The following is a 21271-nucleotide window of genomic DNA, read 5'->3' as shown; positions in this document are numbered from 1 at the left end:
TGGCGCCATCGCGGGGCAAGTCGCATCGGCGCACCGCCGCTCCCACGCCCTGATACGAGGGTAAACCCCAATGCTCGATCAACTGTCTCTACTGTCCTTCGCCAGCGGCGGCTGGGGCCAGGCGCTGCTGGCCGGCGCCCTGGTGACCGTGTCGCTGGCCCTCGCCTGCCTGCCCGTCGGCCTGCCGCTGGGGCTGCTGGTGGCCCTGGCCGCACGTTCGCGCAAACGCCTGCCACGGGCCTGGGCCACCACCTTCTCCACGGTGTTCCGCGGCCTGCCCGAACTGCTCACCCTGCTGATCATCTACTACGGCTGCCAGATCGCCGCGCAGAAGATCCTCGCCGCCCTGGGGTATCCGGGCGAGGTGTTGATCAATACCTTCCTCGCCGCCATGGTCGCCTTCAGCCTGGTGTTCGCGGCGTTTTCCAGCGAAATCTGGCTGATGGCCTTCAAGACCCTGCCCAAGGGCCAGCTGGAAGCCTGCTCGGCCCTGGGCCTGAGCAAGCGCACCGGGTTCTTCAAGGTGGTGCTGCCGCAGCTCACGCGCATCGCCCTGCCGGGGCTTTCGAACAACTGGCTGAGCCTGCTCAAGGACACCTCGCTGGTGTCGACCATCTCGCTGATCGACCTGATGCGCCAGACCAACCTGGCAGTCAGCGTGACCAAGGAGCCAATGTTCTTCTACGGCGTGGCCTGCTTGATCTATCTGCTGTTCTCGGCAGTCTCGGGCCGGGTCTTCGCCCTGCTTGAAAAGCGCAGCAACCGCCACCTGCAAGGAGCCCGCACATGAGCCTCGAACAACTGCTGGCCTACGTGCTCGACCCAGACCTGCTGGAGCGCTACGGCCCTCGCTTCGTCGACGGCCTGCTGGTCACCGCCAAGCTGGTGGCGATCTCGTTCACCCTGGGCGCGCTGCTGGGCATGCTGCTGGCCCTGGCGCGGATGTCGCGCAACCTCGTGCTGCAGCGCCTGGCCGCCGGCTACGTGTACTTCTTCCGCGGCTCGCCACTGCTGGCCCAGCTGTTCCTGCTGTACTACGGGCTGGGCTCGCTCAAGGGCTTCTGGCAGGACGTTGGGCTGTGGTGGTTCTTCCGCGAGGCATGGTACTGCGCCCTGCTCGCCTTCACCCTGAACACCGCGGCCTACCAGGCGGAGATCTTCCGCGCCAGCCTGCTCGCCATCGCCCCGGGGCAGTACGAGGCAGCCAAGGCGCTCAACCTCAAGCGCTCGACCACTTTCTTCAAAGTGATCCTGCCGCAATCGCTGCTGGTGGCCATCGGCCCGCTGGGCAACGAGCTGATCATGATGATCAAGGCCAGCGCCATCGCCTCGCTGGTGACCATTTTCGACCTGATGGGGGTGACCAAGCTGGCCTTCTCGCGCAGCTTCGACTTCCAGATCTACCTGTGGGCGGCGGTGCTCTACCTGCTGATCGTCGAGATCGTCCGGCGCACCCTGAAACACCTGGAGGCCCGCCTGGGCCGCCACCTGAACTGATTGAAGGATACGTTCCATGCATTGCCAAACCATCGTTCTGGGCGCCGGTATCGTCGGCGTCAGCACCGCGCTGCACCTGCAGGCGCGCGGCCGCCAGGTGATCCTCATCGACCGCGACGAGCCGGGCAGCGGCACCAGCCACGGCAACGCCGGGCTGATCGAGCGCTCCAGCGTGATCCCCTATGCCTTCCCCCGGCAGTTCGGCGCGCTGCTGCGCTACGGCCTCAATCGCCAGCCCGACGTGCGCTACAGCCTGCTGCACCTGCCCAAGGCCGCGCCCTGGCTGCTGCGCTACTGGCAGCAATCGGCGCCGGGCCGCGTGGCCGAAGCCGCGGCGGACATGCTGCCGCTGGTGCAGCGCTGCGTCGAGGAACACGACGCCCTGATCGAGGCCGCCGGGCTGCAAGGGCTGGTGCAGGCCAAGGGATGGATCGAGGTATACCGCGACAGCGCGCTGTTCGAGCAAGCCAAGCAGGATGTGCTGGGCCTGGCGCGCTATGGCCTGAAATACGAATTCCTCGACCGTGGGCAACTGCAAGCCCGCGAGCAGGGGCTCGACGGCGGTGTGGTCGGCGGCATCCACTGGCTCGACCCGAAGACCGTGAGCAACCCAGGCGGCCTCACCCGTGGCTATGCCGCCCTGTTCGTCCAGCGTGGCGGCCAGTTCCTGCATGGCGACGCCCGCACCCTGCAACGCAGCGAGGGCGGCTGGCAGGTCGACACCCAGCGCGGCGCGGTCACTGCCGACGAAGTCGTGGCCTGCCTCGGCCCGCAATCCGGGGAGCTCTATGAGCGCCTGGGTTACCACTTCCCGCTGGGCATCAAGCGCGGCTACCACATGCACTACAGCACCCGCGACGGCGCTGAACTGAAGCACTCGGTCTGCGACACCCAGGGCGGCTACGTACTGGCGCCGATGGCCCGGGGCGTGCGCCTGACCACCGGCATCGAGTTCGCCGCCAGCGACGCCCCCGGCAACGAGATCCAGCTGCGCCGCTGCGAAGCCCTGGCGCGCAAACTGTTCCCGGCCCTGGGTGAACGGCTGGACGACAAGCCCTGGCTGGGCCGCCGCCCGTGCCTGCCGGACATGCGCCCGGTGATCGGCCCGGCACCTCGGCACCAGGGCCTGTGGTTCAACTTCGGCCACGCCCACCATGGCCTCACCCTGGGCCCGGTCAGCGGCCGCCTGCTGGCCGAGCTGATGACCGGCGAACGCCCTTTCACCGACCCTGCGCCCTACAGCGCCGCACGCTTCGACTGAACCTTGAGCGGGAGAACAATAACGATGTCCGCACCTTCCAGTCTTGCCAGCCTTGCCACCCCGCAACCCACCCCCGACCTGCGCCCGGAGCTGATCCGCATCGAGGGATTGAACAAGCACTACGGCGCGTTTCACGTGCTGCACGATATCGACCTGTCGGTGCGCGAAGGCGAGCGCATCGTGCTGTGCGGCCCGTCGGGCTCGGGTAAATCGACGCTGATCCGCTGCATCAACCGCCTGGAGATCGCCCAGCAGGGCAGCATCCAGGTGGCCGGCATCGACGTGGCCGGCACCGACCGCAAAGCCACCCAGATCCGCAGCGAAATCGGCATGGTGTTCCAGCACTTCAACCTGTTCCCGCACATGAGCGTGCTCGACAACTGCCTGCTGGCGCCCACCAGCGTGCGCGGCCTGTCGCGCAAGGACGCCGAGGAACGGGCACGCATGTACCTGGCCAAGGTCGGTATCGAGAACCAGGCGCACAAGTACCCCAGCCAGCTCTCCGGCGGCCAGCAACAGCGCGTGGCCATCGCCCGGGCGCTGTGCATGAAGCCGCGGATCATGCTGTTCGACGAACCCACCTCGGCGCTCGACCCGGAGATGGTCGCCGAGGTGCTGGACGTGCTGGTGCAGTTGGCCGGCACCGGCATGACCATGCTCTGCGTCACCCACGAAATGGGCTTCGCCCGCCAGGTGGCCGAGCGCGTGCTGTTCCTTGAAGGCGGGCAGATCATCGAGGACAGCCCGCCCGAGCTGTTCTTCGGCCAGCCACGCACGGCCCGGGCGCAGGCGTTCCTCAAGCAGATCCTGCACTGAGCCCATTGGCGCGGGGCAAGCCCGCGCCGCTTACTGGCCGGCCGGCGTGAGCTGTTTGAGGCGCTCGCTGGCCGGTGCCGGGCGCCCGTACAGGTAGCCCTGGAAGTGCGAGCAACCTTCGGCCATCAGCCGCTGCATCTGTTCCTCCGACTCCACCCCTTCGGCCGTGGTCTTGATCATCAGGCTGTTGGACAGCTCGGTAATGGCGCGGATGATCGACATCGCCTCGCGGCTGTCGCACATGTCGTGGACAAACGACTTGTCGATCTTGATCCGGTCGAACGGGAACGAGCGCAGGTAACCCAGTGACGAGTAGCCGGTGCCGAAGTCGTCGAGGGAGATCGACACCCCCAGGTCCTTCAGTGCCCTCAGGGTGCGCACGTTTTCCTCGCTGTTGCCCAGCAGCACCGACTCGGTGATTTCCAGCTCCAGACGCGTGGCCGGCAGCCCCGAGTCGGCCAGGGCCAGGGCCACGGTGTGGACCAGGTTGGCGTTCTTGAACTGCACCGGCGACAGGTTGACCGACACCGTCTGCTCGGTGCCCCAGCTTGCCGCTTCCTGGCAGGCCAGGTTGAGCGCGCGCACACCGAGTTCGTGGATCAACCCGGTCTCTTCGGCGATCGGGATGAAGTCCATGGGCATGATCATGCCGCGCACCGGGTGCTCCCAGCGCAGCAGCGCCTCGTAGCCGGTGACGCTGTTGCTCTGCTGGTCGACCACGGCCTGGTAGTGCAGTTGCAGCTGGCCCAGGTGCAGAGCCGTGCGCAGGTCGGTCTCCACCAGGCGGCGCTGGCGGGCAGCCACGTCCAGCTCGACATGGAAGCTCTCGAAACGGTTGCGGCCGTTGCGCTTGGCTTCGTACAGGGCCATGTCGGCGTAACCGAGCAGTTGTTCGGCGTTGTCGTGGTCGTCGGGCGCGATCGCCACGCCGATGCTCACCCCCACGCTGAACTGGTGGCCCTCGATATGGAACGGCGGGCTGATTGCATCGATCAGGCGCTGCGCGGTGTTGCGCGCGGCCTCGCGGTTATCCAGGCCGACCAGCACCACGGCAAACTCGTCACCGCCGAGGCGCGCCAGGGTGTCGTGCTCGCGCAGCTCGCGGCGCAGGCGCTTGCCGAGGGCGCGCAGCAACTTGTCGCCGAAGGCGTGGCCGAGGGTGTCGTTGATGTTCTTGAAGTTGTCCAGGTCCAGGCACAGGGTGGCGGTCAGCTTGCCGCTGTCCTCGCCGCGCAGCAGGGCCTGCTTGAGCCGTTCATGGAACAGCGTGCGGTTGGGCAGCCCGGTCAGCGCGTCATGGTGGGCCATGTGGTGAATCTGGGCGTGGGCGGCCAGTTCCTCGGTGGCATCCTCGGCCACGTACAGCACGTAGTCGCCCTGCCCGGCGCGGCCCTCGCAGCGCAGGGTGCGGCTGCGCAAGGTACGCGGGCCGCTGGCGGTGTCGACGCGGGTTTCGGCGACATAACCCTTGCTGCTGCGCGCGCCGCGGGCCAGTTGCTGCTCCAGGTATTCCGCCGCCTCCGGGGCCAGGCCCTGCCCGGGCAACTGGCCGACCAGGCTGACGCCCTGGCCACCGAACAGGCGCTCGGCCTGGGGGTTGGCCAGCAGGATCTGCTCGCTTGCCAGGTCCTGCACGATGACGCTGGCCGGGATATTGCCGATCACCGAGTCGAGGAACTGCGACAGGGTGGTCATTTCCTGGCTGTATTGCTCGGCCAGTTCCTTGGCCTTGAGCAGTTCCAGCTCCTGCTGGCGGCGCTCGGACATATCGCGGGTGATCTTGGCAAAGCCGATCAGCTGGCCGCTGCCTTCGTCGACGATCGGCTCGATCACCACGCTGGTCCAGAAGTGCGAACCGTCCTTGCGCTGGCGCAGGCCGTCTGCCTGGAAACGCCCGGCTTCCAGGGCGGTAGCCAGGCTCAAGGCCGGCAGGCCGGCATCACGGTCGGCGTCGGTGTAGAACACCGAGAAATGCTGGCCAACGATTTCTTCGGCGTGGTAGCCCTTGGCCCGCTGCGCCCCCGGATTCCAGCTGGCGACGACACCCTCGGGGGTCAGCAGGTAGATGGCGTAGTCGACCACGCTCTGGATCAACAGGCGGGACAGGGTCTCTGGGCTTGCAGCTAGCGGCATGGGATTTACCTGAGCAAGGAAGCTTCCGGACTTCGCGTCAGACCAGTCCGAAAATACGAATTACTGGCATTATGCCGCCAGACGAACGGTTTTTGTGAAGTGCGTCACAAAAAAATCGCGCGTATTCAATGGCGGTACGGTGTGACCAGAAAATTGCGCAGCTGCGGTTCATCGTCCAACGCGATCTCGCGTACCGGGCGCGGCAGGTCGGCCAGCACGGCCTGGCAGAAGCTCATGGCCGGGGCATCCCCGGCATAGCACCGCAGCAGCCAGTCGACCCGGCCGTCGCTCAGCAACTGCAGGGCCACGGCACGGCCCACGCCCTGGCGCCGATAGCGTTTGAGGATGAACAGGTCGGCCAGCTCCAGTGCATCGATGCCCGGCAGTTCGCTGCGCTCGACCAGTACGAAGCCGGCGATGAAACCATCCACCAGGACCAGGTAGGCGGCCCAGTCGGGGGACTGCCAGTAGCGCTCGAAGTGCGGCTCGTGGAGGTAGAAGCGCCCGTCCACCTCGACATCCTCCTGCTCCCAATCGGACGATTCGTAGGCATAGAACTGGTAGAGGTTGCGTACCAGGTCGGCCTGCTCGGGGCCGGTCTGCAGCAGTTCGATGGGGGTGGGCATCAAGGGCGCTCGGGCAGTGAGGAAGCGCGATTCTAGCGCCAAGCGGGCAACTGCACAGTACCCTGTGGCAGCAACTTTCTTGTGTTGCTCGCGCCGGCCTCATCGCCGGCAAGCCGGCTCCCACATCAATCGCGCCATCCTCAAGGCCAGCGCTGCACCTGTGGGAGCCGGCTTGCCGGCGGTGAGGCCAGTGAGCCACTAACTCAGCGCCGCCACCGCATCGATTTCCACCAGCATGCCGTCCAGCGCCAGCCGCGGTACCGGGATCAAGGTGCAGGCCGGGGTCATGTTGCCATCCCAGGCGCGGGTAGCTGCAGCCACCCACTGCTGCAACCGGGTTTCGCTGTGGTCCACCACCAGCAGGGTGAGCTTGAACACGTCCTGCAGGCTGGCACCTTTGGAGGCCAGGGCGATTTTCAGGTTGATCAGCGCCTGACGCACCTGCGCGTCGAACTGTGGCGACAGCGCGCCATCCAGACCCTCGCCGCCTTGCCCGGCCACATACACCAGGCGACTGCCGACGCGTACTTCGGCGACATGGGAATACGCGTTGGCGCTGGGGTCGTAGAGGCCTTCGGGGTTGGACAGGGTAAAAGCGTTTGGTTGGGGCATGGGCACGCTCCATCGTGGGAAGAGCGGGCGAGTATCAGACCTCAGGTTTGGTTGAGGTCAAGTAGGGGCGCGACTCTGTTTATGGACAGTGACGGCTGCGAGGTGTCCGGCGGAGGTTTTGCAGCGCCTATGAGATCGAGCGCCGCCCGCGCGGCGCATCGCGGGACAAGCCCGCTCCCACATTTGTTTCGGGCCAATTATTCCTGTGAAAGTACCGCTGTCCGCCTTGGTGCATGCCTTGAGTCATGTGGAGCAGCATCAGCGACCACGCCGAAACCGCGTCGTACCAACAAGGCGGACCAGGTAATGGCACAGGACAGACTGGCCCGAAACAAATGTGGGAGCGGGCTTGTCCCGCGATGCGCCGCGCGGGCGGCGCTCGATCTGATAGGCGCTGCAAACCTGTCGCCATACACCTGGCTGCCCAAACACCATTCCAAGACATGCACCTGGCTGCCCACCCACCATTCCATGACATACACCCCGCGCCCCCCCAGTTGTCTTTACCCGCCACACCCCGCACACTCACTGCCGCCAGCCAGGAAGCGGAGTCCGCAGTGCCCACGCCACGCCAGTTCAGCAAGAAAACCAGCACCAGCAACATGCTGCGGCTCAAGACCAGCGACGGCAGCGCCCAGCGGCCTTACCGGGTCGACTTTGTCCTGCTCGAACATTTCTCCATGGCCAGCTTCACCGTGGCCATGGACGTGCTGGTCACCGCCAACCTGCTGCGGGCCGACAGTTTTGCCTTCACCCCCCTATCGCTGGGCGGCGGTGACCGGGTGCTCAGCGACCTGGGCCTGGAGCTGGTGGCCAGCCCGCTGCTACCGACCGACCTGCACGACCTCGACCTGCTGGTGATCTGCGGCGGCCTGCGCACCCCGCTCAAATACCCGAGCCTCGACCGCCTGCTCGGAGACTGCGCCGCCCACGGCATGACCCTGGGCGGGCTGTGGAACGGTGCCTGGTTCCTCGGTCGCGCCGGGGTGCTCGACGACTACGGTTGCAGTGTCCACCCCGAGCAGCGCGCCAGCCTCAGCGAATGCAGCCCGCAAACCCGCATTACCCCGGCCAGCTTCACCCTCGACCGTGACCGCCTCAGCGCCGCCAGCCCCAACGGCGCCATGGAGCTGATGCTCGGCCTGGTCCGCCGGCTGTACGGCGATGCCCTGGCCGAGGGCGTGGAAGAGATCCTGTCGTTCTCCGGGGCGCGCTATCGCCAGGTCGGCCCCGGGGCGAAAAAGTCCATGAGCCTGCACCTGCGCACCATCGTCGAACTGATGGAAAACAACCTCGAGGAAACCCTGAGCCTCGACCAACTGGCGGCCTACTCCGGGCGCTCGCGGCGGCAGATCGACCGGCTGTTCCAGGCCCAGCTCGGCACCTCGCCACGGCGCTATTACATGGAACTGCGCATCACCAAGAGCCGGCGCTTGCTGCAATATTCCGACCTTTCAGTAATGGAAGTGGCGGTGGCTTGCGGGTTTGTCTCGGTGTCGCACTTCAGCAAGTGCTATGCGGCGTACTTTGGCTACCCGCCATCACGCGAGCAGCGTCTGGGCGAGTAATCGGCTAACCCCGCTCATCGAGCAGTTGCCTGATGACCCGCTCCTGCCCGTCATAGTCGCCTTCGCCGAAATGCACATGCCGCACCTGCCCCTTGCGATCGACAAAGTAGTGCGCGGGCCAGAACTGGTTACCCCAGGCATTCCAGATCCGATAGTCGTTGTCCACCGCCACCGGATAGCCGATATCCAACCGCTTGACCTGCTCGCGCAGGCTGGCGAGATCGTGCTCGTAGTCGTACTCCGGCGTGTGCACCCCGACCACCACCAGCCCCTGGTCGGCATAGCGCCGCGCCCAGTCGTTGACGTGGGGCAGGCTGCGCCGGCAGTTGATGCAGTCGTAGGTCCAGAAATCCACCAGCACCACCTTGCCCTTGAGCTGTTGCCCCTCCAGCGGTGGTGAGTTCAGCCACAGCTCGGCGCCGGCCAGCGACGGCATCGGGCCGTAGTTGTCGCGTGCCAGCAGGTGGCCGGCCAGCCCCAGCCCGGCCAGGGCCAGGGCCACACCGCCGGCCTTTAGCAGGCGACGTTTGCTCCCTTTACCGCGCGGATCAGTTGTCATGGCAGGTATTGGTGGCGTAAGTACGGTACTCGACGCTTTGCGGCTTGCCGTGGGAATCGAGGTAGTCCATGCGGGTGTTGACCAGGCCACAGCCGCTGCGCTGGTCATCTTTTACCGACAGGACTTTCTTGATGTCCAGATGGTCCCCGTAGCGATAGTGCATCACGCTGCTGTCGTTCATCGAGGTGCTGCTGGCCTGGGCGGTGATGGCACCCAGGCCAAGGATGGCGAACAGGGCAGCGCTGGTAAAAGTCTTGACGGTCATGGCATCTCTCCTGGTGCAGCTTCTTGGGTGGGGAGGCATTGCTCCCCGGTCGAGAGCCATTTCAGCGCTGGCAGGTATCGCGCTTGTGTCCGCCCAGGCACCGATGTGCCTGCGCCTGTATCTGCAGCCGCGCCAGATACACTGCAATACAAACCGCCGCAGGCAAGGCCGAACGCGCTCTGTACACTGCGCCCACACCCAAGACAAGGACACCTCCGATGGAACACGTCGATCACATCCTGGTCGTTGACGACGACCGCGAGATCCGCGAACTGGTCGGCAACTACCTGAAGAAGAACGGCCTGCGCACCAGCATCGTCGCCGATGGCCGGCAGATGCGCGCCTTCCTGGAGAACAACGCCGTCGACCTGATCGTCCTCGACATCATGATGCCCGGGGACGACGGCCTGCTGCTGTGCCGCGAGCTGCGCGCCGGCAAGCACCGCAACACGCCGGTGCTGATGCTGACCGCGCGCAACGATGAAACCGACCGCATCATCGGCCTGGAAATGGGCGCCGACGACTACCTGACCAAGCCCTTCTCCGCCCGCGAGTTGCTGGCGCGCATCAACGCCGTGCTGCGCCGCACGCGCATGCTGCCGCCCAACCTGACCATCAGCGAAAGCAGCCGGCTGATCGCCTTCGGCCCCTGGCGCCTGGACACCACCTCGCGTCACCTGCTGGACGCCGAAGGGACGCTGGTGGCGCTGTCCGGCGCCGAATACCGGCTGCTGCGGGTATTCCTCGATCACCCGCAACGGGTACTCAGCCGCGAACAACTGCTCAACCTCACCCAAGGCCGCGAGGCCGACATCTTCGACCGCTCCATCGACCTGCTGGTCAGCCGCCTGCGCCAGCGCCTGGGCGACGACGCCCGCGAGCCCACCTGCATCAAGACCGTGCGCAGCGAGGGCTATGTGTTCTCGCTGCCGGTGCAACTGCTGGAATCGCCGGCATGAAATGGCCACGCACCCTCGCCTCGCGCCTGGCGCTGATCTTCTTCACCGGGCTGGTGCTGGCCTACGGCCTGTCGTTCAGCCTGCAGGCGTATGAACGCTACGTCAGCAGCCGCTCGATGATGCTCAGCAACCTGGAACTGGACGTGTCCACCTCGGTGGCCATCCTCGACCGCCTGCCCGCCGCCGAGCGCCCGGCCTGGCTGCCGCGCCTGGAGCGGCGCACCTACCGCTACCGCCTCGACGGCGGGCTGCCCGGCGAGGCCATGCCCAGTGCCGAAGCGCCCATGGCCGCCGAGTCGATCATCAAGGCCATCGGTGATCGCTATCAGTTGACCTTCCTCGAGATCCCCGGCCCCAACGCGCACTTCCAGGCCCACCTGCGCCTGGCCGACGGCGCGCCCTTGACCATCGACGTGACCCCGGCGCCGGTGCCGGTGGCCACCTGGCTGCCGGTGGTGCTGCTGATCCAGCTGCTGGTGCTGCTGCTCTGCACCTGGCTGGCCGTACGCCTGGCCATCGGCCCGCTGACCCGCCTGGTGCAGGCGGTGGACAACCTCGACCCGAACCACCCCGGCCCTCTGCTGGACGAAAGCGGCCCGCGCGAGGTGCGCTACGCCGCCGTCGCCTTCAATGCCCTGCAGGCGCGTATCGCGGCTTACCTCAAGGAACGCATGCAACTGCTTGCGGCGATCTCCCACGACCTGCAAACGCCCATCACCCGCATGAAACTGCGGGTCGAGCAGATGGACGACGGGTTGGAAAAGGACAAGCTATGGCACGACCTCGATGCCATGGAGCATCTGGTGCGCGAAGGCGTGGCCTACGCCCGCAGCATGGACAGCGGCACTGAGGCACCGTGCAAGGTCAACCTGGATGCCTTCCTCGACAGCCTGGTGTTCGACTACCAGGACAGCGGTGCCCGGGTTGAGCGCCGTGGCAGCACCCAGGCAACCCTGCAGGCACGGCCCCACGCCCTGCGCCGGGTGCTGGTCAACCTGGTGGACAACGCCCTGAAGTTTGCCGGTGCCGCCCAGCTTGAAGTCGGCCATGAGGGCGGCGTGACGCTGATCCGTGTACTCGACGACGGCCCGGGCATCCCAGAGGCGGAGCTCGATGAAGTGCTCAAGCCGTTCTACCGGGTCGAGGGGTCGCGCAATCGCAGCACCGGCGGCACCGGGCTGGGCCTGGCCATCGCCCATCAGCTGACCCAGGCCATGGGCGGCAGCCTTACCTTGCGCAACCGCGCAGAAGGCGGGCTGTGCGCGCAGATCGAGCTGCGCTGAGCGGTTCGCCCGGCCTCGGGGCACAACTACCTTGGATTGCTTGCACGGGCCTCATCGCTGGCAAGCCAGCTCCCACAGGGTTAGCGCATGGCGCGGGCTGATGCGGTCGGTGTGGGAGCCGGCTTGCCGGCGATGAGGCCGCCAAGGCAAAGCTGATCTACAAACCGATACACAACCCCCAACCCGCCGACACACTGCAGATACCCCACCCGCACACACTCCCGGCCACCACAGAGCGACGGCACCCCGCCGTCGTCGCACACCCCGGGAAACCCATCGATGAAAGCCCTGCCGCTGGCATTCGCCCTGATGTTCGCCGCCATCACCCTCAAGCTCATCGCCAAGGCAGCCCTGCCACTGCGCCGCCCGGCCACGTCCCACTGATCCCAAGGAGTCCTGCCATGTTGACGCACACCCTGACCCGCCCGCTTACCGCCCTCGACCGCATCGGCAGCTGGGGCGCCGACGTGCCGCTTCGGCTATTCCTGGCCTGGGAGTTCTTCGAATCGGGGCTGGAGAAATTCAACGGCGCCAATTGGTTCGCCGACTTGCAGGGGAGCTTCCCGTTCCCCTTCGACCTGCTGCCGGCGAGCCTGAATTGGCAATTGTCGATGTGGGCCGAGCTGCTCTGCCCGCTGCTTCTGCTGTTGGGCCTGGGCACGCGACTGGCCAGCGCGGTGCTGGTGGTGGTGACGCTGGTGGCGATTGCTGCCGTGCATTGGCCGGCCGAGTGGTCAAGCCTTGCCGAGCTGGCCCAGGGCTATGCAATCAGCGACCAGGGGCATGGCAACTTCAAGCTGCCGCTGATCTACCTGGTGGCGCTGCTGCCGTTGCTGCTCAAAGGTTCGGGGCGCCTGAGCCTGGACCACTGGCTGTGGCGTCGGGCCTGAACCCACAAAAAAGGGCCCACGCTCGGTGAGCGTGGGCCCTTGTTTACGCGGTCTTGGTCAGTGCGCGGGACCGGCTTCGACCCCGCCCATCTGGCCGAAGCGCCCGGCCTGGAAGTCGTCGAACGACTCGGCGATCTCCGCGTGGCTGTTCATCACGAACGGGCCGTAACCTACGATCGGCTCGTCGATCGGCTGGCCACTGAGCAGCAGCACGCTGACGTCCTCCAGCGCGTCGATGCGCAGCCCTTCGCCGTCACGCTCGAACAGCACCAGGCTGGCCGGGCCGGCCTCGCGCTCGCCGTTGACCCGCAGCGTGCCGCGCAGCACCACCAGCGCCGCGTTGCGCCCGCTGGCAACCGGCAACTGCAGGCTGGCGCCGGCCTTCAGGCGCAGGTCCCACACATCCATGTCGGTGAAGGTGCGGGCCGGGCCCTGGTGCTCGCGGTAGCGGCCGGCGATCACCCGCAGGCTGCCCGCCTCGCCCTCCAGCGCCACCACCGGGATGTCGCTGGCCAGCAGGGTCTGATAGCCGGCGGCGGCGCGCTTGTCCTTGGCCGGCAGGTTGACCCACAACTGCACCATCTCCAGGGTGCCGCCACGCTTGGCAAAAGCCGGCGAGTGGAACTCCTCGTGAATGATGCCGCCCGCGGCGGTCATCCACTGCACGTCACCCGGGCCGATCAGGCCACCGGCGCCGGTGGAGTCGCGGTGCTCCAGCTCGCCCTGATAGACGATGGTCACCGTCTCGAAACCGCGGTGCGGGTGCTGGCCGATGCCACGGCGGGCAGTGGTGGGGGCGAAATCATGGGGGCCGGCGTAGTCCAGCAGCAGGAACGGGCTGATATGCCGGGCCAGATGGTCGTAGGTGAACAGGCTGCGTACCGGGAAACCGTCACCCACCCAGTGGGCGTGGGGGCTGCGGTGGATACCCTGGATTTTTTTCATGAGAAACCTCCTCTCGTGGATGAGCACCACCTTACAGATGAGGTTAATCGTGCGCTAGACAGCCAAATTGGCATGCATCGTTCTACAAGTAGAACAATCCGACTGCACCGGTGAACTGGCCGGTACAGCCGGCAGAGGTATCAGACCCCCTGCGCCTCGGCCTGTTCATGGGCCTGGCGCAAGCGCTCGCGACTGTTGCTCAGGTGCAGGCGCATGGCCATTTTCGCGCCTTCGCTGTCATGTCGGGCAATGGCCTCGTAGATGGCTTCGTGCTCGTGCATCAGCCGGCCCATGTAATGGGCCTGGTCATCATGGGCCAGGCGCGCGGAATTGAGGCGGGTGCGCGGGATGATGCTGGTGCCCAGGTGGTTGATGATATCGGCGAAGTAGTGATTGCCACTGGCCTGAGCGATGCGCAGGTGGAACTGGAAGTCCGCCGAGACCGCGTCCGAGGCGTGGGCCGCGCCTTCGTTGAGCTCGTCGAGAGCGGCGCGCATGCCGGCCAGCTGCTCGTCGTTGCGCCGCTGCGCGGCAAGCCCGGCCGACTCGATCTCCAGGGCGATACGCAGTTCCAGCACCGCCAGCACTTCGCGCAGGGTGACAACGGTGGCCGGGTCGATACGGAAACCGCCGGCGGTCGGCGCGTCCAGGACGAATGTGCCGATGCCGTGGCGGGTCTCGACCTGGCCGGCAGCCTGCAGCCGCGATATGGCTTCGCGCACCACGGTACGGCTGACGCCCTCCTCGACCATGATCTGCGATTCGGTAGGAAGCTTGTCGCCGGGTTTGAGCTGGCCACTGCGAATGCGCTCGGTCAGCACCGTTACCAGTTCCTGCGCCAGACTGCGCGGCTTGCGCCGGGTGCGTGGCTGTACCTGCTGCTCTGTCATGCCCTGTACATCTTGTTGTGAAAGACAGGCGTGATGATAGCGCATGCGGTTGTACGATCACATACGTCCTGTATGTTTTTACCTGCCACTGCAGCGCCAGGCCGCACCTGCACGGCCTGGCTGCGACCTTGTATGGCGTCGGGCGCTACAGCGCCGCCCCCGGAGCACGCCCCAGCACGCGCTCATACTCTTCACGGGCCGTCTGCTCGGTGAATTCCCCGGCCCACTTGGCCACGACAACGGTGGCCACGCTGTTGCCGATGGTATTGCACGCCGCCATGGCCATGGACATGAAGCGGTACACCCCGAACAGCAGCGCCAGCCCTTCCACCGGCAGCACGCCGATAGCCGTGACGGTGGCGGCGAACACCACGAAACTGCCACCGGACACTGCCGCCGCGCCCTTGGAGGTGACCAGCATGATCGCCAGGATGCCCAGTTGCTGCTCCCACCCCAACGGCACGCCGTAGGCATTGGCGATGAACAGCACGCACATGGACATGTAGATGGACGTGCCGTCGAGGTTGAAGGCATAGCCGGTGGGCAGCACCAGGCCGACGCTCTGCTTCGAGCAGCCCAGCTTCTCGAGCTTCTGCAAAAGGCGTGGCAGCGCGCTCTCCGACGAGGCGGTGCCGAGCACGATGAAGATCTCGTCCTTGATGTACTTGAGGAAGCGCCACAGGCTGAAGCCCGACAGCCGGCACACCGCGCCCAGCACCACGAACAGGAAGAACGCGATGGCCACGTAGAACATCAGCACCAGGTTGGCCAGCGACATGAGTACCGCCGAGCCGTTGCTGCCCACCGCATAGGCCGCCGAGCCGAAGGCGCCCAGCGGGGCGAACTTCATGATCAGGTTGATGAACTCGAAGAAACACTCCGACACCCGGTTCAGGCCATCCTCCACCACCGCCCGGCGCTCGTGCTTGAGCGCCAGCAAGGCGAAGCCGAACAGCACGGCGATCACCAGCACCTGCAGCAACTGGCCGCCGGCGAAGGCGCCGACGAAGTTGTCGGGGAAGATGTTGTAGATGAAGTCCATGGTCGAGGTGGGTGCGTGGCCCTTGGCCACCGCCGCGCTGGCTGCGGCCGAGGCGGCGCTGCTGGCATGCGCGCCGTGCATGCCCGAACCGATGCTGATCAGGTTGCCCCACAGCAGGCCCAACGCCAGGGCCAGGGTGGACAACAGCTCGAAGTACACCAGTGCGCGCCAGCCGACCTTGCCGACCCGCTTGATGTCGCCGGCAGAGGCGATGCCGTGGACCACGGTGAAGAACACCAGCGGCGCGACGGCGGTCTTGATCAGCTTGAGAAAGATGTCCCCGAGGACCTTGAACTTGGCAGCGAGCTCGGGGGCGAGGAAACCGAAGGCGATGCCCAGCAGCATCGCCGCGACGACCTGGAAGGTCAGGTCCTTGTACAGCGGTTTTTTCAACGTGGAAGACATGGCTGCATTCTCATTGTTCTTGTCGCAAAACATTAAGCCGGGGCCCGGTGCAGCCGGGCCCGGATGGATCAGCGGGCGACTGCGCCCGGGCGGGCCAGGGCCAAGTCGACCATCTGCGGCGCCAGGCCCAGGTAGTTGGCCGGGTCGCACAGGCGCTCGAGGGTGGCCAGTTCGAGCTCGGCAGTGGCTTCACCCTGGGCCTTGAGCGCTTCGAGCAGGCTGATGCCCTGGTCGTTGGCCATGCGGCAGGCGGCGTAGACCACGTCATGCGCCACCTGGCGGCCTAGCGCCGGGGCCAGGCCCATCATCACGGCTTCGGCGACGATCAGGCCCTGGGTCATGTCGAGGTTCTTGCGCATGCGTTCGGTGCGCACGTCCAGGCCTGCCAGCATGAAGCACGCCTGGCCCAGGGAGGCGGCGGTCAGGGCAAAGGCTTCGGGGATGGCGATCCACTCCGCTTGCCACGGGCCGGTGGAGCGTTCGAAGTCCTGGATCATCGCGTCGAGCATCAACCCGGCCTGCTGGCGCACGCCCTTGGCAGCGGCGTACATCAGCTCGCAGGAAATAGGATTGCGCTTCTGCGGCATGGTGCTGCTGGCGCCACGGCCCTTGACGAAGGGCTCGTAGGCCTCGCCCAGTTCGCTGGTCATCATCATCATGATGTCCAGCGCCACCTTGCCCAGCGAGGCGGTGACCAAACCGAGGAAGTTGAGGGTCTCGGCCAGGCCGTCACGGGCCACGTGCCAGGTCGCCTGCGGCACGCCCAGGCCCAGTTCGTCCATCAGCGCGGCCTGCACCTCAAGGCCCTTGTCGCCCAGCGAGGCCAGGGTACCGGCGGCACCGGCGAACTGCCCCACTTCCACGCGCGGACGCAACTGCACAAGGCGCTCGGCGTGGCGGTCGAACATGCTCAGCCACACCGCGCACTTGTAGCCGAAGGTGATCGGCAGCGCGTGCTGCAGGTGGGTGCGGCCGGCCATCGGCGTGTCGCGGTAGCGGGCGGCGAGCGCCGCCAGCAGGCCACGCACGGTCTGCACGTCACGCTCGACGATGACCAGTGCCGCGCGCACCTGCAACACCACGGCGGTGTCCATGATGTCCTGGGTGGTGGCCCCCCAGTGCACGTAGCGGCCGGCGTCACCGCAGAGCTTCGACAGTTGCTCCACCAGCGGCAGGATCGGGTAGCCGACGATTTCGGTCTCATGCTGCATCAAGCCAAGGTCCAGCGACTCGTAGCGCGACAGCTCGGCGATCTGCGCGGCGGCATCGGCCGGGATCACGCCGCAACGTGCCTCGGCCTTGGCCAGGGCCACTTCGACCTCGATGTAGCGCTCGATCAGCGCCCGGTCAGAGAACACCGCACGCATTTCGGCGGTGCCGAACATGTCGCGGAACAGGGTGGAATCGAAAACGGTGGTGGACATGGGCAGGGATCCTGAAATGTTGTTATTGAGCGTACATATTTAATATGTCCGTACATAATTCTTGCCCTGCCGCTGATACACTGTCAACCGGTGAAATTGACGGGGCTGACCGAAGGTATGAACGAAGCGCGATACGCCGTGGTGGCCAGGGACCTGAAAGAGGCCATCGCCAGCGGCCGCTACCCGGTGGGCAGCCTGCTGCCCACCGAATTCGAGCTGTGCGATTTGTATGACGTGAGCCGCCATACCGTGCGCGCGGCAATCAACCAATTGCTCAACCAGGGCATGGTGTCGCGGCGCAAACGGGTCGGGACACGGGTGGAGGCAGCCAGCCCGCAGGGTGGTTATTCGCAGTCGCTGGCCACGGTGGCCGACCTCGCGCACCTGGCCGAGACGCAGCAGCGGGAAATCCAGCGAGTGCGCCACTTCGTCGCCGACCTGGGCGAGGCCGCGCGCCTTGGCCTGGTACCGGGCGAGCACTACTTCTGCGTGTCGAGCATCCGGGTAGACCGCCAGCACCATGCGGCGCCGCTGTGCTGGACCGACGTGTATGCCCAGCGCGACTACGCCGAGGTCATCGAGCTGGCCCAAGAGCACCCCGATCAGCTGATCGCCAGCCTGATCGAGCAGCACTTCGGCCGCGCCATCGCGGTGGTCGACCAGCAGGTGCGGGCCGTACTGATGCCAGCGGAGCTGGCGCGCGAACTCAAGGCCGAAGCCGGCTCTCCCGGCCTCAAGATCCTTCGCCATTACCGTGACGAAGAGGGTCAGTTGATGGCGGTTTCAGAAACTGTGCATCCGGATGACCGCTTTACCCTGGTTACCCAGATGCGTCGGGAAAAAACCCCACCCACGGTTTGAAAGATGGTCGGCAACGGATGCTGGCGAACTGCCCGGTCATCGCTGTAGGCTGCGCGTTTGCCCATGCCCACCAAGGAAGGAACCTGCATGAAGACATTCGATCGCCTGTTGCTCGCCAGCGGCCTGCTGACCCCGTTCTGGCTGCTGATCGGCGTCGCCCTGACCGCCCAGGCCTACCCCGGCTACAGCCATCTGCAACAGGCCATGAGCCAGCTTGGCGCGGTGGACGCCCCCACCCACACGCTCTCGCCATGGATCAACAACTTCCCCCTGGCATTGCTGTTCGCCCTGTTCGCCTGGGGGCTGGCGCGACGTTGGCGGCAATCCAGGCTGGCGCAGCTGAGCGCGCTGCTGATCCTGCTGCACGGCGTGGGCAGCCTGGGCACCGGTTGGTTTGCCTGTGATGCGGGCTGTGCGCCAGTGACACCTTCGCTGTCGCAGCAACTGCACAACCTCAGCGGGTTGCTGATGTTCCTCTCCCTGACCCTGGCCTGTGTGCTGTGGATCGGCCTCGGCCAGCGCCTGGCCCGATCACGCGGCCTGGCCTGGTGGTCGTTGCTGTGCGCCGTGCTGGCGGTGGTCACGGTGCTGCTGATGGCGCGGGCGGCCGAGAGCGGGCAACTGTTCGGTCTGTATCAGCGCCTGAACTACGGGGTCTCGCTGCTGTGGCTGGCGGCCCTGGCCCTGGTGTCGCTGCGAGCCAGCCGCCACAACCCACTGCGCATGGCCATCGCCTGACGGCAAATTGCTGGCCCCCAGGCGTTTGAAGTACGGGCAAACTCCGTTTTCCTTCAGACGCTTAGGACAGCAACATGCGGGTATTTCTAGCAAGCGTAGCCGGCTGCCTGTTGGCCGTCGCCACCTTCGGCGCCCAGGCCCGGGCACTGAGCCAGAACGATCACCAGGTGTGCGGCTGGGGCGCGCAGATCGCCGCCGAGGCCCAGCAGGCCAAGCTTTCGGGGGTCACCTTGTACGCCACGCGCAAGAAGCTGCAGGCCCGCAAGTTCGCCAAACCCTGGATGCGCATGACCGCCTTCGGCATCACCGAGCAGACCTACAACAGCCGCTCGCAACTCAAGCCGGCGGCGATCAAACAGACCTACTATGAGCAGTGTGCTCAGCATGCGCTTGCTAAGAGATAAATCCTTATAAATCAATTATTTATAAGGATATCTAAAAGCGATTTATCCAGATTTTCCACTTCCTGCGCCAATCTGGATAAATCCTTTTAAATCAATTATTTACATGGCAAATGTAATTTAGCATCGAGAATCATGCCGCCATGGCGCGCCATCCTTGAAACGGGCCTCAAGCCACGCCTTGAACGCCCGCATCACCGCCGTGTTCAGCCGCGCCGAAGGCCGCACCAGGTAGATCCCCGCGGCCACATCCAGTTGCCACTCCGGCAGTACCCGCACCAACCGGCCGGCCTGCAGGTCCTCGACCATCAACCAGTCGCCACCGGCGATAATCCCCACGCCCCGCCGCGCCGCCTCCAGCAGCGCCTCGTTGTCGTTGCCGCGCAGGCTGCCAGCGACCTTGACGCTCGCCTGGCGGCCACTGGCGGTGAGGTGCCACTCGGGGAACGAGCGCAGCCCACTGAAGCCCAGGCAGTTGTGGCTGGCCAGGTCGGCCGGCAACTGCGGCGTGCCATGCCGCGCCAGGTAGCCAGGCGCGGCGCAGAGAATGCGCAGGTGCTCGCACAGCTTGCTGGCCACCAGGCGGTTGTCGGCCAGCTCGCCAATACGGATGGCCGCATCGAAACCCTCACCCACCAGGTCGACGAAACGGTCGGCGTACTCGGCGTCAATCGTGACCTGCGGGTGGGCCAGCACGAAGTCCGCCAGCAGCCCGCTCAGCCAGCGCCGGCCCATGGCCGCCGGCAGCGCCAGGCGCAGACGGCCGCGCACCTGTGCGGCGCCCAGTGCAGCCTCCTGCTCGGCCTCGTCGATCAACCGGCTGGCATGGCGCAGGCGCTCCACCAGGCGCTCACCCTCGTCGGTGAAACGCAACTGGCGGGTGGTGCGTTCCACCAGGCGGATGCCCAGACGCTGCTCCAGCGCACCCAGGCGCCGGGACAGCACCGAAGGGTGACGCTCCAGCTGGCGCCCGGCGGCGGCGAATGAACCCTGTTCGTGCAGGGCCAGCAAGGTGGCGAGTTCGTCGGCGCGACGGCTGTCGAAGGGGTCCATGGCAAGGCTCATCCGGGGTCAGGGGGTGAGGATCAGCGCTCCCTCCGACCGGCCCAGTTCCAGGTCTTCATGGGCCTTGGCCACATCGGCCAACGGGTAGCGGCGCCAGATCCGCGGCTGGATGATACCCGCGGCCAGCGCAGCCAGCACGCTTGCCGCGCGGGCCTGGTACTCCTCGGCGGTGCGGGTGTGGGCGGCCAGTGACGGCCGGGTGACGAACAACGAGCCCTTGGCATTGAGCGTGGCGACCTCGATGGCTGCCGGCGCGCCGGAGCTGCCGCCGAACGACACCAGCAGACCGCGCGGGCGCAGGCTGTCCAGCGAAGCTTCGAGCGAGAGGCGCCCGACGCTGTCGTAGACCACGTCCACGCCCTCCCCGGCGGTCAGCTCGCGCACCTCGGCGGCCAGGGTGGCGGCGTTGAACTGCAGCACCTGGTCACACCCTGCGGCCTTGGCCCGGGCCACGCTCTGTGGCCGCGACACCACACCGATGACGGTCGCCCCCAGGTGTTTGGCCCATGGCACCATCAACTGGCCGAGCGCTCCGGCGGCGCCATAGATCAGTACCCGCGTCCCGGGGCCGACCGGGTAGGTGCTGGTCAGCAGGTACTGGGCGGTGATGCCCTTGAACAGGGTCGCGGCGGCCTCCTCCGCGCCCAGGCCCGCCGGCAGCTTCACCAACCGCTCGGCCGGGTACAAGCGTGCGCTGGCGTAGCCGCCAAGCGGGCCGGTGGCATAGCCCACAGAGTCGCCCACCTTCACGTTGGTGACGCCTGCGCCTACTGCGGCCACCCGCCCAGCGCCTTCCAGGCCCAGGCCGCAGGGCAGCGGCAACGGCGCGCCGCCCTTGCGCTGTAGGACGTCCAGCGGGTTGACCCCGATTGCGGTCTGTTCCAGCCATACCTCGCCGGGGCCGGGTTGTTGTACCGGCAGGTCCTGCAGGTGCAGGACTTCGGTGCCGCCGGTCTGCTGCAGGACTATTCGCTTGGCCATGTTCGTTTCCTTGGGTGATTGCAAAGTCAGGCTCAGGCTAGAGTGCTGCA

The 21271-nt window shown here is 66.3% G+C and carries 22 protein-coding genes; 11 read left to right on the top strand and 11 right to left on the bottom strand.

All coding sequences use genetic code 11. The annotated features are described in order from the left end of the window. Positions 1-70: 70 nt before the first annotated feature. From ACO6VM_RS00210 to ACO6VM_RS00195, 4 genes are read left to right on the top strand one after another with little or no spacing between them, the layout of a single operon-like run. Entirely contained in the window at positions 71-790 is a 720-nt protein-coding gene (locus tag ACO6VM_RS00210; protein WP_125464244.1) for an ABC transporter permease, read from the top strand. Beyond that, on the top strand, positions 787-1497 hold the full coding sequence (locus tag ACO6VM_RS00205) for an ABC transporter permease (RefSeq protein ID WP_125464245.1): 711 nt from the start codon (positions 787-789) through the stop codon (positions 1495-1497). Before ACO6VM_RS00210 ends, ACO6VM_RS00205 begins: the two co-directional genes overlap by 4 nt. Positions 1498-1513: 16 nt before the next feature. Next, positions 1514-2758: an FAD-dependent oxidoreductase gene (locus tag ACO6VM_RS00200; RefSeq protein WP_422402519.1), complete on the top strand. Its 1245-nt coding sequence runs from the start codon at positions 1514-1516 to the stop codon at positions 2756-2758. Positions 2759-2782: 24 nt separating this feature from the next. Beyond that, entirely contained in the window at positions 2783-3574 is a 792-nt protein-coding gene (locus ACO6VM_RS00195; RefSeq protein WP_309474893.1) for an amino acid ABC transporter ATP-binding protein, read from the top strand. A gap of 30 nt (positions 3575-3604) precedes the next feature. Here the strand turns inward: ACO6VM_RS00195 and ACO6VM_RS00190 are convergent, their stop codons facing one another. The 3 genes from ACO6VM_RS00190 to ACO6VM_RS00180 form a co-directional block, all read right to left on the bottom strand. Next, complete coding sequence (locus ACO6VM_RS00190) at positions 3605-5707, bottom strand: putative bifunctional diguanylate cyclase/phosphodiesterase (RefSeq protein WP_125858816.1); 2103 nt, start codon at positions 5705-5707, stop codon at positions 3605-3607. A 125-nt stretch (positions 5708-5832) separates the two neighbouring features. Next, positions 5833-6333 carry a GNAT family N-acetyltransferase gene (locus ACO6VM_RS00185; RefSeq protein ID WP_422402518.1) on the bottom strand — a complete coding sequence of 167 codons (501 nt, stop codon included), beginning with the start codon at positions 6331-6333 and terminating at the stop codon, positions 5833-5835. A gap of 198 nt (positions 6334-6531) precedes the next feature. Continuing rightward, entirely contained in the window at positions 6532-6945 is a 414-nt protein-coding gene (locus tag ACO6VM_RS00180) for a RidA family protein (RefSeq protein WP_422402517.1), read from the bottom strand. A 557-nt stretch (positions 6946-7502) separates the two neighbouring features. Between ACO6VM_RS00180 and ACO6VM_RS00175 the strand changes: the two genes are divergently transcribed. Further along, complete coding sequence (locus ACO6VM_RS00175) at positions 7503-8513, top strand: GlxA family transcriptional regulator (protein ID WP_401059990.1); 1011 nt, start codon at positions 7503-7505, stop codon at positions 8511-8513. A gap of 4 nt (positions 8514-8517) precedes the next feature. Here ACO6VM_RS00175 and ACO6VM_RS00170 read toward each other — a convergent pair whose 3' ends face one another. Both ACO6VM_RS00170 and ACO6VM_RS00165 read right to left on the bottom strand, forming a co-directional pair. Beyond that, positions 8518-9072: a thioredoxin family protein gene (locus ACO6VM_RS00170; RefSeq protein ID WP_422402516.1), complete on the bottom strand. Its 555-nt coding sequence runs from the start codon at positions 9070-9072 to the stop codon at positions 8518-8520. Further along, positions 9062-9337 carry a DUF2790 domain-containing protein gene (locus tag ACO6VM_RS00165; protein WP_422402515.1) on the bottom strand — a complete coding sequence of 92 codons (276 nt, stop codon included), beginning with the start codon at positions 9335-9337 and terminating at the stop codon, positions 9062-9064. Before ACO6VM_RS00165 ends, ACO6VM_RS00170 begins: the two co-directional genes overlap by 11 nt. A 218-nt stretch (positions 9338-9555) precedes the next feature. Between ACO6VM_RS00165 and ACO6VM_RS00160 the strand changes: the two genes are divergently transcribed. The 3 genes from ACO6VM_RS00160 (at position 9556) to ACO6VM_RS00150 (ending at position 12469) form a co-directional block, all read left to right on the top strand. Continuing rightward, a complete protein-coding gene (locus tag ACO6VM_RS00160) occupies positions 9556-10296 on the top strand; it encodes a response regulator (RefSeq protein ID WP_110994426.1) in 741 nt (246 codons plus the stop codon). Next, positions 10293-11579, top strand: coding sequence for a sensor histidine kinase (locus tag ACO6VM_RS00155; RefSeq protein WP_422402514.1), 1287 nt, complete (start codon positions 10293-10295; stop codon positions 11577-11579). Before ACO6VM_RS00160 ends, ACO6VM_RS00155 begins: the two co-directional genes overlap by 4 nt. 401 nt (positions 11580-11980) lie before the next feature. Further along, complete coding sequence (locus ACO6VM_RS00150; RefSeq protein WP_401059985.1) at positions 11981-12469, top strand: DoxX family membrane protein; 489 nt, start codon at positions 11981-11983, stop codon at positions 12467-12469. Between the two features lie 57 nt (positions 12470-12526). Here ACO6VM_RS00150 and ACO6VM_RS00145 read toward each other — a convergent pair whose 3' ends face one another. The 4 genes from ACO6VM_RS00145 to ACO6VM_RS00130 form a co-directional block, all read right to left on the bottom strand. Further along, positions 12527-13414, bottom strand: a complete 888-nt coding sequence (locus ACO6VM_RS00145; protein ID WP_422402513.1) for a pirin family protein — start codon at positions 13412-13414, stop codon at positions 12527-12529. A gap of 140 nt (positions 13415-13554) precedes the next feature. Continuing rightward, a complete protein-coding gene (locus tag ACO6VM_RS00140; protein WP_323833630.1) occupies positions 13555-14304 on the bottom strand; it encodes a FadR/GntR family transcriptional regulator in 750 nt (249 codons plus the stop codon). 145 nt (positions 14305-14449) lie between these two features. Continuing rightward, positions 14450-15751, bottom strand: a complete 1302-nt coding sequence (locus ACO6VM_RS00135; RefSeq protein ID WP_422402512.1) for a cation:dicarboxylate symporter family transporter — start codon at positions 15749-15751, stop codon at positions 14450-14452. 68 nt (positions 15752-15819) lie between these two features. Further along, complete coding sequence (locus ACO6VM_RS00130; protein WP_401059980.1) at positions 15820-17175, bottom strand: class-II fumarase/aspartase family protein; 1356 nt, start codon at positions 17173-17175, stop codon at positions 15820-15822. Positions 17176-17292: 117 nt separating this feature from the next. Here ACO6VM_RS00130 and ACO6VM_RS00125 point away from each other — a divergent pair, with 117 nt between their 5' ends. The 3 genes from ACO6VM_RS00125 to ACO6VM_RS00115 all read left to right on the top strand — a co-directional run bounded on the left by ACO6VM_RS00125 (position 17293) and on the right by ACO6VM_RS00115 (position 19178). Next, positions 17293-18036, top strand: coding sequence for a GntR family transcriptional regulator (locus ACO6VM_RS00125; RefSeq protein ID WP_401059978.1), 744 nt, complete (start codon positions 17293-17295; stop codon positions 18034-18036). An 87-nt stretch (positions 18037-18123) separates the two neighbouring features. Beyond that, positions 18124-18774 (top strand): DUF998 domain-containing protein, encoded by a 651-nt coding sequence (locus ACO6VM_RS00120; RefSeq protein ID WP_422402511.1) that lies wholly within the window; start codon positions 18124-18126, stop codon positions 18772-18774. A 74-nt stretch (positions 18775-18848) separates the two neighbouring features. Further along, positions 18849-19178: a hypothetical protein gene (locus ACO6VM_RS00115; protein WP_258704397.1), complete on the top strand. Its 330-nt coding sequence runs from the start codon at positions 18849-18851 to the stop codon at positions 19176-19178. A gap of 117 nt (positions 19179-19295) precedes the next feature. Here the strand turns inward: ACO6VM_RS00115 and ACO6VM_RS00110 are convergent, their stop codons facing one another. Together ACO6VM_RS00110 and ACO6VM_RS00105 are read right to left on the bottom strand one after the other, a co-directional pair. After that, complete coding sequence (locus tag ACO6VM_RS00110) at positions 19296-20228, bottom strand: LysR family transcriptional regulator (protein ID WP_401059974.1); 933 nt, start codon at positions 20226-20228, stop codon at positions 19296-19298. A gap of 18 nt (positions 20229-20246) precedes the next feature. Beyond that, on the bottom strand, positions 20247-21221 hold the full coding sequence (locus tag ACO6VM_RS00105; protein WP_422402510.1) for a quinone oxidoreductase family protein: 975 nt from the start codon (positions 21219-21221) through the stop codon (positions 20247-20249). Between the last annotated feature and the right edge of the window lie 50 nt (positions 21222-21271).

Origin of the sequence: Pseudomonas sp. GZD-209, assembly GCF_049310485.1 — a bacterium.
GTDB classification, from domain to species: Bacteria; Pseudomonadota; Gammaproteobacteria; order Pseudomonadales; family Pseudomonadaceae; genus Aquipseudomonas; species Aquipseudomonas sichuanensis.
This window is presented reverse-complemented; position numbering and strand designations above follow the sequence as displayed.